Origin of the sequence: Microbispora bryophytorum, from assembly GCF_043197435.1 — a bacterium.
In the GTDB taxonomy this organism is placed as follows: domain Bacteria; phylum Actinomycetota; class Actinomycetes; order Streptosporangiales; family Streptosporangiaceae; genus Microbispora; species Microbispora bryophytorum.
The window spans coordinates 379,613-393,652 of the sequence record NZ_JBICTF010000003.1 but is presented as its reverse complement, the minus strand read 5'-3'; the positions used below and the strand labels follow the sequence as shown (position 1 = coordinate 393,652).

The 14,040-nt window shown below is 73.6% G+C and carries 9 protein-coding genes; 8 read left to right on the top strand and 1 reads right to left on the bottom strand.

Annotated elements, in window-relative coordinates:
• The first annotated feature begins 21 nt into the window (after positions 1–21).
• The 4 genes from ACGFIB_RS11150 (at position 22) to ACGFIB_RS11135 (ending at position 4,315) form a co-directional block, all read left to right on the top strand.
• Positions 22–1,242, top strand: a complete 1,221-nt coding sequence (locus ACGFIB_RS11150) for a helix-turn-helix domain-containing protein (RefSeq protein WP_393370673.1) — start codon at positions 22–24, stop codon at positions 1,240–1,242.
• Between the two features lie 244 nt (positions 1,243–1,486).
• Positions 1,487–2,365, top strand: coding sequence for an SAM-dependent methyltransferase (locus ACGFIB_RS11145; protein ID WP_393370670.1), 879 nt, complete (start codon positions 1,487–1,489; stop codon positions 2,363–2,365).
• 128 nt (positions 2,366–2,493) lie between these two features.
• Positions 2,494–3,456: an ATP-binding cassette domain-containing protein gene (locus ACGFIB_RS11140; protein ID WP_393370667.1), complete on the top strand. Its 963-nt coding sequence runs from the start codon at positions 2,494–2,496 to the stop codon at positions 3,454–3,456.
• 46 nt (positions 3,457–3,502) lie between these two features.
• Entirely contained in the window at positions 3,503–4,315 is an 813-nt protein-coding gene (locus ACGFIB_RS11135) for an ABC transporter permease (RefSeq protein ID WP_142571776.1), read from the top strand.
• A 33-nt stretch (positions 4,316–4,348) separates the two neighbouring features.
• Here ACGFIB_RS11135 and ACGFIB_RS11130 read toward each other — a convergent pair whose 3' ends face one another.
• Positions 4,349–7,570, bottom strand: a complete 3,222-nt coding sequence (locus tag ACGFIB_RS11130) for an AfsR/SARP family transcriptional regulator (protein ID WP_393370663.1) — start codon at positions 7,568–7,570, stop codon at positions 4,349–4,351.
• 205 nt (positions 7,571–7,775) lie between these two features.
• On the opposite strand from ACGFIB_RS11130, the gene ACGFIB_RS11125 reads away from it, so the two are divergent.
• From ACGFIB_RS11125 to ACGFIB_RS11110, 4 genes are all read left to right on the top strand, one after another.
• Positions 7,776–8,321, top strand: coding sequence for a YbhB/YbcL family Raf kinase inhibitor-like protein (locus ACGFIB_RS11125; protein ID WP_142571778.1), 546 nt, complete (start codon positions 7,776–7,778; stop codon positions 8,319–8,321).
• A 183-nt stretch (positions 8,322–8,504) separates the two neighbouring features.
• Positions 8,505–10,454, top strand: coding sequence for a hypothetical protein (locus tag ACGFIB_RS11120; protein WP_393370660.1), 1,950 nt, complete (start codon positions 8,505–8,507; stop codon positions 10,452–10,454).
• A 53-nt stretch (positions 10,455–10,507) separates the two neighbouring features.
• Positions 10,508–12,784: a SulP family inorganic anion transporter gene (locus ACGFIB_RS11115; RefSeq protein ID WP_393370657.1), complete on the top strand. Its 2,277-nt coding sequence runs from the start codon at positions 10,508–10,510 to the stop codon at positions 12,782–12,784.
• Between the two features lie 213 nt (positions 12,785–12,997).
• The gene (locus ACGFIB_RS11110) at positions 12,998–14,008 is read left to right on the top strand and encodes an NAD-dependent epimerase/dehydratase family protein (RefSeq protein ID WP_393370654.1); all 1,011 of its coding nucleotides are present in this window, start codon (positions 12,998–13,000) and stop codon (positions 14,006–14,008) included.
• Positions 14,009–14,040 lie beyond the last annotated feature (32 nt).

The following is a 14,040-nucleotide window of genomic DNA, read 5'->3' as shown; positions in this document are numbered from 1 at the left end:
GCGTGGCTTGGGAGGATCGTCGTGTCAGGGCCGTTCAGCGTGCCTCCCCAGCCCGACGGCGTGACCACCGCGGCCGAATTCGTCGCCGCTCTGGGCCGTCTCCGCCAGTGGTCCGGGCTGACTTACCGGCAGCTCACGGCCGCCGCGAAGGCGTCGGGAGACGTGCTGCCCCCCAGCACGATCGCGGGAGCACTCGGGCGTACGACCCTCCCCAGGGAGGAGTTCGTGGCGGCTTTCGTGCGAGCCTGCGGGCTCGGCGAGGCCGAGACGGCGCGCTGGGTGGCGCACAGGAAACGGCTGGCCGCCGGCATGGCGCCTGCGACCGATCCCCATGACGCGGCAGCGGGTCCGGACCGGCCCCCCGTCCCGCCGGAGCAGCCCGGCCCGGATGGCCGGCCCGATCAGGCCGATCGCGTCGAGCCCGGCCGTCTCGACGAGCGCGAACAGGCCGGTCCCCCAAACTCCGCCGGACCGCGCTACCCCGCCGTGCCACGCGACCCCACCGTGCCACGCGACCCCACCGAGCCGGCGGACCCGGCCGGACCGGGCGCGGACTCCGCACGGCCGCATACCCGGGCGCTGCGACGGTTCGTCATAGCCGGGGCCGTTGTCCTGGTCCTGCTCCTCGCCACGGGCACGGTCCTGTCGCAACTGCGTGTCTCCTGGGCCGGCGGCGGCGCGCGGCCCTCGGTCTTCCCCACCGCGACGACCGGGAGCGGCCTGACCCCGCCCTCCGCCGCACCTGTGGCCGGAAGCGGCCGCACCCCGCCCGACGGCTGGTATCACATCGTCCCGTCGCACGTCGCCGACCGCGACCTGTGCATCGGGGAGGGACGCGAGCGCAACGGGCGGACGGACCGGCCACTGGCCGTCCAGCGGAGCTGCCGGGATATCGTCCCCGACACCTACGTGCAGTCGGTCGGCGGCGGCGCCTACGAGATCCAATGGCACCATCCCAAGGAGGGCGTCGGCTGCCTCACCGTCGACGAGGGGCTGAGCGACCCGGGCGCGCTGGTCGCTCCCGAGAACTGCTCCGGGGCGGCCCATCAGCGGTTCCTGCTGGAGCCCGCGGGGGCCGGGTTCGCCCTGCGTCCCCTGCACAGCGGGCTGTGCCTGGGAGCGCTGTACGGCGAGCCCGACGTGACCCCAGGCGCCGAGCTCGCCCAGGAGTCCTGCACCGGGCGGCGTGACCAGGTGTTCCTCTTCCGCCCTGCGCCCGCCCCCACCTGGACGCCTCGCTGATCCGGACTCGCCGATCGGACTCACTGGTCGGGCTCACTGGTCGGGCTCACTGGTCGGGCTCACTGGTCGGGCTCACTGGTCGGGCTCACTGGTCGGGCTCACTGGTCGGGCTCACTGTCCGGCCGAGCTCCCCACCAGCCCGGAGAACAGCAACAGTGACCTCGCCCTGCATGCTCCTGCCCACGTATAACCCGTTGGTCCGGGTTCATCGCCGTACGGGGGGTGCGGCGCGCACATACCTCTTATGATCGTTAATGCATGGGTTCATCACTCGGAGCACCGATCGCGCGGAAGGCGACGAATGACGGAGACAGGACGCGTTCCGCAGGGTGTTGATCCGAGAGTCCCGAGCGTGGCGCGCATCTACGACTACTTCCTCGGCGGCAAGGACAACTTCGCCTCCGATCGCGAGGCCGCCGACCGGGTCATCCGGCTCGGGCGCGAGCAGGGGTACGACATCCCCGCACTGGCCCGCGCCAACCGCGCCTTCCTGGTGCGGGTGATCAGGGAACTGACCGATGCCGGCGTGCGCCAGTTCCTCGACATCGGGACCGGCCTGCCCACCCAGCAGAACGTGCACCAGGTCGCCGCGACGTTCGGTCCGCGTTCCCGCACCGTCTACGTGGACAACGATCCGACGGTTCTCGTGCACGCACGCGCCATCCTCGCCGACACGCCCGACACGGTCGTCGTGGAGGGGGATCTGCAGCGGCCCGGCGAGATCCTCGCCGACGAGCGGGTCCGCGCTCACCTGGACTTCGACCGGCCGGTGGCGATCCTCGCGCTGGCGGTCCTGCACTTCTTCACCGACGACGCGGAGGTGAGCCGGATCATCTCGAATCTGCGGGACGGGCTGCCCTCCGGCGGCTACCTCGCCATCTCCCACACCTATGTCCGCCGCTCCGACCAGAACAACGTGGAGCAGGCACAGTCGGTCTACGGCAAGACCTCCGCCGGGGGCTTCGTGCACCGTGGACCCGAGGAACTCGCCGCCATGCTGAACGGTATGGAGATTCTGGAGCCCGGCGTCGTGCCCGTCGAGCTCTGGCGTCCCCGCCACGACCAGTACCCGGGCGACCCCGGCAACAGCGGTTACATCGGAGTCCTGGCCCGCCGCCCCTGAGTCCTCGCCCAGCCCTCTCCGCCTTCTCAGCCGCACCGTCAGCGATATGTCAGCGGCTGACGGCCGCCCTCAGAGCCGTGTCAGCGTCGCCCCGCAGAGTGGAGGCGCACACGACCGGAGGAGACGACATGGGCTATGCGATCCAGGCCGATGGCCTGGCGAAACGGTACGGCGAGACGAGGGCGCTCGACGGGGTGGACCTTGAGGTGCCGCAGGGCCGCCTCCTGGGCGTCCTGGGCCCCAACGGGGCGGGGAAGACCACGGCGGTGCGAATCCTGGCGACGCTCGTGCGGCCGGACGGGGGCGGGGCGCGCGTGTCGGGGTTCGACGTGGTCCGGCAGGCGCACCAGGTGCGCTCGCTCATCGGGCTGACCGGGCAGTACGCGGCCGTCGACGACGCCCTCACCGGGGTCGAGAACCTCATGATGATCGGCCGCCTGCTGGGCCTGACGAGGGCGGACGCACGGCGCCGGGCCGACGGCCTGCTCGACCGCTTCGCGCTCACCGACGCGGGCGGGCGGGCGGCCAAGACCTATTCGGGCGGAATGCGCCGCCGGCTCGACCTCGCCGCGAGCCTCGTCGGCCGCCCCCGGGTGCTGTTCCTGGACGAGCCGACGAGCGGCCTCGACCCGCGCAGCCGCACCGAGCTGTGGGGCGTCGTCCGCGGCCTGCAGGACGAGGGCGTGACCGTCCTGCTCACCACGCAGTACCTGGAGGAGGCCGACCGGCTCGCGGACGACATCGTGGTGTTCGACCACGGAAAGGTCATCGCGAGCGGCACGCCGGACGACCTGAAGGCGGCGACCCGGGGCCAGGTCCTGGAGGTGCGGCCCATCGAGACCGCCCACCTCGATCTCGTCCGCCGCGTGGTGGCCGACGTGCTCGACGTCACGCCGGAGGTCTCCCAGGGCCAGGTCACGGCTCCGGTGCGCGACCCCGCGGCCGTCCCCGCGATCGTACGGCGCCTCGACGACCTCGACGTGGTCGCGGCGGAGCTGTCGCTGCGCCGGGCGAGCCTCAACGAGGTGTTCCTCGCACTGACCGGGCACCGCGCCGAGGACGAACAGCAGGGCGCCGAGGCCGCGGCGTGAGCCCGCGACGGGAGCCGCAGGACGCACCAAGCGACGAGGAGAGAAGATGACCACGATCACCCAGACCGCGCCCGCGGTCGCGGCGTCCTCCCGGCCGGGCGCGGGAGCGGCCCTGCGCCAGACGATGACGCTCGCCTGGCGGAGCATGGTGCAGATCAAGCACAACCCGATGGAGCTGCTCGACCTCAGCGTGCAGCCGATCATGTTCCTGCTGCTGTTCACCTACGTGTTCGGCGGCGCGATCGCGGGGTCCACGGGCGACTACCTGCAGTTCGCGCTGCCTGGCCTGGTCGCGCAGAACATGCTGTTCGCGAGCATGACCACGGCCGTCGGATTGAACGTCGACATCGCCAAAGGCGTGTTCGACCGGCTGCGCAGCCTGCCGATCTCCCGCTCCGCCCCGCTGGCCGGGCGCATCGTCGCCGACACGCTGAAGCAGGTGTGGGCGTTCGCCCTGTTCCTCGGGCTGGGCCTGGTGCTCGGGTTCCGCGTGCACACGGGGATCGCCGGGGTGCTGGGCGCACTCGCGCTGCTGCTGGCGTTCGCACTCGCGATGTCGTGGACGGCGGTGCTGGTCGGGGTCACGGCCGCGAGCATGGAGAAGGTACAGATCCTGATGTTCTCGCTGATGATGCCGATCACCTTCACCAGCAACGCCTTCGTCGCCACCGACACCATGCCGTCCTGGCTGCAGAAGTGGGTGGAGGTCAACCCGGTCAGCCACCTGGCTGACGCCGTACGCGGACTGCTCGGCGGCGGGCCGGTCGCGTCGGACGCCACGATCTCGCTGCTGTGGGCCGCGGGCATCGCCGTCGTCGTCGCCCCGCTCGCCGTCCGCGCCTTCCGCAACCGCATCTGAAAGCAGCGCTGCGGGGTGCCCGCGGTCGCGGACTCACGTCCTGCGGGACGCGAGGGCCAGCACCTCGTCGCGCCGCAGGGCGCGCCCGCGCTCACCGCACCGGGAGAACTCCACGGACCCGAGCACGGCCCGCACGGCGTCGGCCACCCTCCGGTGGTCGACGCTCGGGTCGTGGACGAACCCGCGGACGGCCTCCGCCCCGCCGAGGATGACGGCGGCCCGCGCGTGGTCGCCCTCGTGGACGGCGAGCGCCGCGTGCCCGACGAGCGCGTGCCCGACGACCGGGGCGTCGCCGGACTTCACCGCGAGGGCCAGCGCCGTGTCGTGCAGGGCGCGGGCCGCCGCCGCGTCTCCCTCCTGCCCGGCCAGCATGCCGAGCGAGGTCGTCAGCGTCGCCTCGAACTGGGGGATGGCCGGCGTGGCCCGGAGCAGCCGGACGGCCTCGTCGTAGTGACGCCGCGCCGTCTCGAGGTCGCCGTCGGCCCGGGCGAAGTCGCCCCGCACGTGCCGCACCCCGGCCAGCCCGATGGGGTCGCCGGTGGCGCCGCACAGCCGCTCGGTCTCCCGCAGAGCCGCCTCGGCGGCCTCCCGGTCGCCCGCCGCGCTCAGCGCGACCGCCAGGCGGGTGCGCAGGAACGGCGTCTCCTCGACGGCCCCGACCTCCTCCAGGAGCGCGATCGCCTCCTTCATGAGGGGCACGGCTTTCCGGAGGTCGCCGCGCATCGCGTTCGTCTCCGCGAGGACGCTCAGGCAGTTCCCCACCCCCCACCGGTCTCCGACCGTCCTGAACGTGTCGAGCGCGAGCACCAGGTCGGCCTCGCCCTCCTCGGAACGTCCCGCGTTGAAGTGCAGGTGGGCGCGGAAGATACGGGCGGAGGCGGCGACCCAGCCGTCCGGATGTCCGAGCAGCGGCTCCAGCTGAGCCTCCGCCTCCTGCCGCAGGCCGGAGAACATCGACATGATCGGCACCGCGATCGCCACGAGGGGATGCGGAGCGGCGTCCCGGATGTCGCGCGCGTGGCGGGCCGTGACCGCCAGGCTCCGCCCGGCCTGCGCCAGGTTCCCCTCCCCGCCCGCACTCGTGATGCCGTGCACCGCGTGGGCCAGCGCCAGCCGCGCGGGGTCGCCGTCGTCGCCCGCCAGGGCCAGCGCCTCCGCCGACCGCTGGGCGCCCTCCAGCCGATGGCCGGACAGCCACCAATACCACCCGAGTCCGCCGACCAGGCGCAGCGCGAGGTCCGCCTCGGCCTCCTCGCAGGCCCATCTGAGGGCCGCCGACAGGTTGTCGTGTTCCGCCGACAGCCGGGCCAGACACACGAGCTGCTCCGCACCGCGCAGGTGTGGCTCGGTGTCCGCGGCGAGGCGGGCGAAGAACTCTGCGTGGGCGAGCCGCACCTTCCGCTCCTCACCCGACTCGGCCAGGCGTTCCGCGGCGTACGCCTTGATCGTCTCCAGCATGCGGTAGCGGCCGCCGTCGAACACGACCAGCGACTTGTCCACCAGCCTGCCGAGCACGTCGATGTCGCCCCCGCAGACCTGCTCGGCGGCCTCCAGCGTGGCCCCGCCCGCGAACACCGCCAGCCGTGCGGCGAGCGCGCGCTCGCCGGCGTCGAGCAGGTCCCAGCTCCACTCCACGACGGCGCGGAGCGTCTGGTGGCGGGGCACGGCCGTACGGCTTCCGCCGGTGAACAGCCGGAACCGATCGCCGAGCCGCTCAGCGATCTGCCCGGCCGACAGCATGCGGAGCCGGGCGGCGGCCAGCTCGATGGCAAGCGGCATGCCGTCGAGCTCGCGGCAGATGCGCTCGACGGCGTCGCGCTCGCCGTCCACCAGATAGCCGGGCCGTTTGGCGGCCGCCCGCTCGGCGAACAGCCGTACGGCGTGACCGGCGCCGAGCGGCCCGACCGGCCACAGCCGCTCTCCGGTGATGCCGAGCGGCTCCCTGCTGGTGGCGAGGATGCGCAGGCCGGGGCACTCGGCGAGGAGCCGGTCGGCGAGCGCGGCGGCCGGCTCGATCACGTGCTCGCAGTTGTCCAGCACGATCAGCGTGTCGCGCGCCGCCAGAGCGGAGACGAGCCGGGACACCGGGTCGGACTCCCCACCCGGCGCGGACGGCATGGCGGGCGCCGCGCGCACGGGCACCAGGCCGGTGTCGCGCAGGCCGAGCGCGGTCAGGGCGGCCTGCGGCACCTCCGCCGCGTCCCCGACGGGTGCGAGCTCGACCAGCCAGACGCCGTCGGGCATGCGCGCGGCGATCGCCTCGGCCGACTCCACCGCGAGCCTCGTCTTGCCCGCACCGCCCGGGCCGAGCAGTGTGACCAGGCGGTCGGCGGCGAGGAGCCCGCCGATCCTGCGGACGTCGTCGTCCCGGCCGACGAAGCTGGTCAGCCGCGCACTCAGGTTGCCCCGGCGCGCAGCGCGCGGCGACGGCCCGTCCACCGGAGCGAGCCCCTGCTCCACCTGGGCGAGCCCCTGCTCCATCCGGGCGAACCTCCTGGGCGTCACCCCGGGTGACGGGCGGGTTCCCTCCTCGGGTGCCTCGCCCCTCAGCATCGCGAGGTGAAGCCCGGCCAGAGCCGGCGAGGGGTCGGCCCCGAGCAGGTCGGCGAACACGGACCGGGCCTCCTCGTAGGCGGCCAGCGCCTCGACCCGGCGGCCCGCCCCGTAGAGAGCGCGCATGAGCTGCCCGTGCGGCCGTTCCCGCAGCGGGTGGGCGACGACGAGCAGCCGCAGCTCCGAGATCAGGTCGGCGTGCCGGCCCAGGGCCAGCTCCGCCTCGATCCTGTCCTCGGCGGCCGCGATCCTGAGCCCCTCCAGCCGGGCCACCTCGACCTCGGCGTCCGGCAGGTCGGTCAGCGGAGCGCCGCGCCACAGGCCGAGCGCCTCACGCAGCAGGCCGGCGGCGCGGCCCGGATCGCCCGCGGCCAGCGCCGCGGCGCCCTCCCCCGCGAGGCGGGCGAACCTGTGGAGGTCCACCTGGTCGGGGGAGACGGCCAGGCGGTAGCCGGACGGCCCGCCGACCACCAGGCCGCGGTCGACCGTGGCCCGGAGCCGGGACACCAGCGCCTGCAGGGCGTTCCCCACGCCGCTGGGCGGGCGGTCGTCCCACACCCCCGCCACGAGCGCCTCGGTGGAGACGGTGCGCCCGGCGTCCAGCAGCAGGAGCGTCAGCAGGGCCCGCAGCCGCCGCCCGCCGACCTCGACCGGCTGCCCGTCGCGCCGTACGTCGAGAGGGCCCAGAACGGCGAAGCTCATGCCCACTCCCGGCGTGTCCCCCTGCATGCCTCGATTGTGGCGGATAAGGGCACTCGGAGCCTCACACCCCCACATACCGGTTCTCCGCACGTACCGATCGATTCGGGAGAACGCGGAGGTCAGCGCCTCGCACGGCCCCGGTCATCGGTACGGATCACCGCGATCCGGTCGGGGCACGTGTCCAATCCGCGTAGCATCATCGGGCATGGGGTCGCCGAGAAAATCAGCGGTCGCGCGGGCCGCCGTCACGGTGACGGCGCTCACGCTGGCCGCGTCGGGCTGTGGAATCCTGGGCGGGGGATCGCCGAGGAACCTCGACGTCATCAGCGTGTCGAGCCCGCAGTTCCGCGACGGCGCCCCCCTGCCGGACGACTACTCCTGTAAGGGGGGGCAGGGCAACCCGCCTCTCCGCTGGTCGGGCACGTCGGGCGCCAAGTCGGTGGCCCTCGTGGTCGACGACAACAGTCCCCGCAGCGGCCCGGAGGTGCACTGGGTGGTGTTCGACATCGACCCCGCGACGACCGAGCTGGGCATGGACGACGTCCCCCGGGGGGCCCGCCAGGGCATGACGTCGAACGGGAAGGTGGGCTATGCGCCCCCATGCCAGGCCGGCGGCAGCTACCGTTTCACTGTCTACGCGCTGAACACGAAGCTCGACCTGAAGCAGGGCGCCGACCTCGCGAAGACCCTGGAGGGCATCGCGAGTCACACCATCGCCCGTGGGCGCCTCACGGCGAACACGATCGAGTGACATGCTGGGCACCGGAGGTAGTCGTGCTACACCAATCTTCACCTAGGGTGTGACAACGGTCATTGTGGTCGAGCAGAATCGGATCCAATTGCTGAGCGCAGGTGATCAAAGGGGACAGGTCGCGTCGATGGCCGCGCGACCTCACCGGCGCCGCAGAAAGGCCATCGCCTTGAGGGTGGTGCTATGACTGCGGTCATTGTGGGTCTTGTCGCCGTCGTGCTTCTCGTGCTGCTGGTCGTGGCGCTGGGCATGCGGTCGATGAACCGCAGAGAGAGCGCTCTCTCCGCCGAGCGCCTCAAGGCGATGGCAGAGAACAAGGGACCCAAGCCCCGGCGGCCCGCCGAGGAGACGTTCTTCGAGAGCTTCCCCGCGGGGTTCGACGCCTTCGAGGAGCCGGAGAAGGAGCGTCCGGCGCCCCGCCCTGCCCCCCGCCCCGGCGGGCGGCAGGCGGCACGGCCCGCGCAGCGCGGCGGCAAACAGGCCGCCGCCGCCCGCGGCAAGCGCGGCGTGGACGAGTGGGGCGGCGCCGACGACTACGACGACGACTACTGGTCGCGCGTACGCGCCGACGACGGCGGCTTCGGGGGGACGATCGCCGCGAGGATGGCCACCCCCCGGCCGATCGACGAGACCGCGGGCGCGGCCCAGATGGCCGACCCCGACGCCGCGACCGTGCAGGCCCCCCTGCCCGCCCGCCCGAACCGCGCCCGGCGCGCCGGCGCCGGCGAGCCTGTGCTTCCCGGCGCCCCCGTCCCCGCCTCGGCCATGGCCGACCAGAAGACCGTCACCTTCTCCGCTCCGACGCCCGACCTGCTCGACGTCCCCGCCGCTCCGGCCGGCTCCTCGACCGGTCCCTTCGACGCGAGCCGCGCGACCGGCCCGTTCGACGCCCCCGCGGCGAGCGGCGCCCCCGCGTCCCCGGCCGGCGACCCCTTCGCGGCCCCCGCCGGAACCCGGTCGGGCACACCCGGCACGTCCAGCCGCAGGCCGAGCAGGTCCGGCCGCTCATCGCGCGCGGCCCGCCGCGCCACGGCCGCCGCGGGCGATGCCGGGCAGGCCGGCGGCTCCCACGACAGCCACCAGGCCACGGGCCCGTTCCCGTCGGCCCCGAGCGCCGGCGCGTACGGGACGCAGCCGAACGCCGACCCCCTGGGGATCGCGGCGAGCACCGGCCCGTTCGGGGCTCCCGCCTACGACACGCCCGCGGCCACCGGGCCGTTCGCCTCGCAGGGCGGCGCGGGCTCCCACGACGGCCGCGCGACGGGCGGCTACGCCGCGACGCCGTCCTCCCCCATCCCGGCCGCCGGGTCCGCCGCCGGCGCGTACGATCCGGCCCGCACGAGCGGCGCGTTCGAGGCCACCTCGCCCGCCACCTCGCCGGCCGACGCTCTCGCCGACCCCGCGGCCCGTTCGACCGGCGGCTCCTTCGACGCGTGGGCGGCGGGCTACGACACGCCCCGATCCGACGCCTACGACTCGTCCCACGTCGCGACGGGCCCGTTCCGCGCGGCCGGCGCCTCGCCGTCCTACCCACCCAACCCGGCGGTGACCGGCACCGACGGAGCGGGTGCCACCGACTCCGGCTGGCCGGTCACCGGCAGCTACCCGCCGGCCCCCGCCGCCTCCGGTCCCGCGACGGACTCCTCCTGGCCGGGCGTCCGCGACGTGCTCGACGACCCGGAACCGGCGCACGGCGCGTCCTCCTGGCCCAACGCGGAGACCTACCAGACCCCGGCCTACGACGGCTACGCGTCCGCCTACCCGGTGGAGGGCGGCTACCCGGCCGCCTCGGCGCCGTCGCCCGCCGCGCCCTCCACCCCGTCATACGAGGTGAGCGCGGGCTGGGCGACGATCGACGCCTCGGACACGGTGACCGGTTCGGCCCCGGGGACCGCCTCGCCGTACGAGTCGGCGGGCTACGACGCGCCGTCCGGGCAGAGCCAGTACGGCTACGACCGGCAGCAGCAGGGATACGGCGGCGTCCAGCAGCCGTCGTGGCCCGAGCAGCAGGACGCCGCCGGAAGCTGGCCCTCCTACGACGAGGCCCACGACGACGCCTCCACCTCCGCGAGCGGGCGGCGGCGGGGCAGCCACCGCAACCCCGAGAGCGACTATCCCGACTACTACCGGTGATTTTCCCGTTCCCTGCCTGGTGACGACCTCCGCGGCTGGCATATTGTCAGCCCATGACAATCAGTGACGACGGGGTCTCGCTACGTAACTGGAAGTCCGTGCTCCGGCGTGACGTACCCGCGTCGCTGGTGGTCTTCCTGGTGGCGGTGCCGCTGTCGCTCGGCATCGCCGTCGCGTCCGGCGCACCGGTGGCGGCCGGGCTCGTCGCCGCCGTGGTCGGCGGCGTGGTGGCCGGCGCCCTCGGCGGATCCGTCGTCCAGGTGAGCGGTCCGGCCGCGGGGCTGTCCCTGGTGGTCGCCGAACTCGTCCACACGTACGGCTGGCGCGCCACGTGCGCCATCACCGTCATGGCCGGCCTCCTCCAGTTGGTTCTCGGCGGGCTCAAGGTGGCGCGGGCGGCGCTCGGGGTCTCCCCCGCCGTCGTCCACGGCATGCTCGCCGGGGTCGGCGTGGTGATCGCGCTGTCCCAGTTGCACATCGTGCTCGGCGGTGCGCCACAGCGCTCCGCGCTGGAGAACGTCCTCGAACTCCCCGCCCAGATCCTCGACAACCACACGCACGCCGTCATGATCGGCGTGCTGACGATCGGGGTCCTGCTCGTGTGGGGCCGCATCCCCCGGCTGCGCACCGTGCCCGCCCCGCTCGCCGCCCTGATGATCGCCGCGCTGACGGCCGCGGTGACGGGCTGGGACCTGACGAAGGTGGACCTGAAGGGCGGGTTCTCCTCCGTCCAGGGACCTGTGATGCCACAGGGCGACTGGCACGCGATCGCCGGAGCCGTCCTGCTCGTCGCCCTCCTCGCCGGAGTGGAGTCGCTGCTGACCTGCGTCGCGTCCAACCGCCTGCACGACGGACCCCGCGCCGATCTCGACCGCGAACTCACCGCGCAGGGCGTGGCGAACACGCTGTCCGGCGCGCTCGGCGGCCTTCCTGTGGCGGGCGTGGTCGTCCGGACGACCACCAACGCGCGGGCGGGCGCCCGGAGCCGCTGGTCCGCGGTGCTCCACGGGGTGTGGGTGCTGCTGTTCACCACGGCCTTCGCCTGGATGATCACGTTGATCCCCCTGGAGGCGCTCGCGGCGCTGCTGCTGTTCATCGGCGTGCAGATGGTCAACCTCGGGCACGTACGCAACCTGCGCAGCCACCGTGAGATGCCGGTCTACTTCGTGACGATGGCCGCGGTCGTGCTGATCGGTCTGGCCGAGGGCGTGGCGATCGGCCTCGGGCTGGCCGCCCTGCTCGCCCTGCGCCGCCTGGCCTGGGTGTCGGTCGACGCACGGGAGACGGGCGAGCGGCGCTGGCGGGTGGTCGTCACCGGATCGCTGACGTTCCTCGGCGTGCCCCGGCTGACCGAGGCGCTGCGCGGCATCCCCGCGGGGGTCGTGGTCGAGCTCGACCTGCACCTCGACTTCATGGACAACGCCGCCTTCGAGGCGCTGCACGCCTGGCGGCTTGAGCACGAACGCACCGGCGGCGTCATCGACGTGGACGAGCCGCACGGCGAGTGGTACGCCGCCGCGATCAACGGCGTCCGCCTGTTCCCGGCCAGGATTCCGCCCCGGCACGACCGCTGGTGGCTGCCCTGGGCCTACCGGCGCCACTCCCGTCGCATGGACGCCGCGGCCGGGGACGCCGGGTCCTACGCCGTGCTCAGCGCGGACGGCGGAGGCCACGACGACGTCCCCGTGCTGTGCGAGCCGCAGGGCATGCCCGACCTGATGGAGGGGACGCGGGAGTTCCAGCGCAGGACCGCGCCGATGGTCCGGTCGGTGCTCCACCGCATGGCCCGCAAGCAGTCGCCGTCGCACCTGTTCATCACCTGCGCTGACTCCCGCATCGTGCCGAACATCATCACCGCGAGCGGTCCCGGCGACCTGTTCACGCTGCGCAACATCGGCAACCTCGTGCCGCGCGCCGGCGCCGTGCCCGCCGACGACTCGGTCGCGGCCACGATCGAGTACGCGGTGAAGGTGCTCGATGTGCGCATGATCACCGTCTGCGGGCATTCGGGATGCGGCGCCATGGCCGCCCTGCTGGGCGAGGTGCCCGACCTGCCCGCGCTGCGCAGCTGGCTGCGGCACGGGCGGCAGAGCCTGGCCAGGTTCGTGGCCGCCGAGTCGTGTGACGACGACGCCGGGCCGCTCGACCGGCTCTGCCGGACCAACGTGATCCAGCAGCTCGACAATCTGCGCACCCACCCGTTCGTGGACACCCTCGTACGGGCCGGGGAGCTGGAGCTCATGGGCCTGTACTTCGACATCGGCGCGGCGCGGGTGCACCTGCTGGATCGGGAACGCTTCACGCCGGTCCCCGAGCTGCGCACCGGCTGAGCGGCGCACCGGCCGGGCTGCGGTCTACTGAGCTGCGGTCCGGCCGCGCCAGAGGGAATGGCCGTGCCGGAGGGAATGGCCGTGCCGGGGAGAACGACCGTGCGGCGGCGCGCCGGGGCCGTACCGGCGCCTGCCTTCCGCTGACAGCGGACCATGTCCGCCGACCGTGAAACGGGGCAGACGTGTGGCACGGGCGGGCCAAGGATGACCGTTATGAAGATTCTTGTCATCGGCGGTTCGGTGTTTCTCGGACGCGCCATAGTGGACGAGGCGCTGCGGCGCGGACATGAGGTCACGACGTTCAACCGGGGCAGGAGCGGAGCGGACCTGCCCGGTGTGGAGGCGGTGCGCGGCGACCGCGAGAGCACCGACGACCTGCGGCGGCTTGCCGGTGGCAGGCAGTGGGACGCGGTGATCGACGTGTGCGGGTTCGTCCCCCGCGTCGTCCTGGAGTCGGTGCGCACGCTGTCCGGGCACGCTCCGCACTACACGTTCATCTCCAGCATCTCCGCCTACCCGGACTGGCCCGGCACGTCCGGCCTCGACGAGACCTCCCCCCTGCACGAGTGCCCGCCGGACGCGGACGCCGAGTTCGGCGACTACGGCGTGCTGAAGGCCGGTTGTGAGCGGGCGGTCGAGCAGCACTTCGACGGCGCCGCCCTGATCATCCAGCCCGGCCTGATCCTCGGCCCGCACGAGAACGTGGGCCGGCTGCCCTGGTGGCTCACCCGCATCTCCAAAGGTGGGCGCGTGCTCGCTCCTGGCGACCCGGCCCTGCCGATCCAGCTCATCGACGCCCGCGACATCGCCGCCTTCACCCTCGGCCAGGCGGCCAGGGGCACGACCGGCCGCTACATGACGGGCGGGGTGCAGGGCAACGCCACGTACGGCGGCTGGCTGAACGACTGCGTGGAGGTCACCGGCTCCGACGCGGAGCTGGTGTGGGCCGACGACGAGTTCCTGGTCGGCCAGGGCGTGCAGATGTGGACCGAGCTTCCGCTGTGGTATCCGGCGGCGGACCGCGAAGGCGTGTGGACGCATTCCTCGGCGAAGGCGATCGCCGCGGGTCTCACCTGCCGGCCCGTGCGGGAGACCGTCCGGGACACCTGGGAGTGGCTGAAGGACATCCCCGAGGAGCGGCGCAGCTTCGGCGGCCGGATGCACCACGGCATCGCCTCCGACAAGGAGGCGCGCATCCTCGCCGCCTGGGATGCCCGCTCCTGACCGCGACCGGCCTGCGCGCTCGCGGGGAGCCG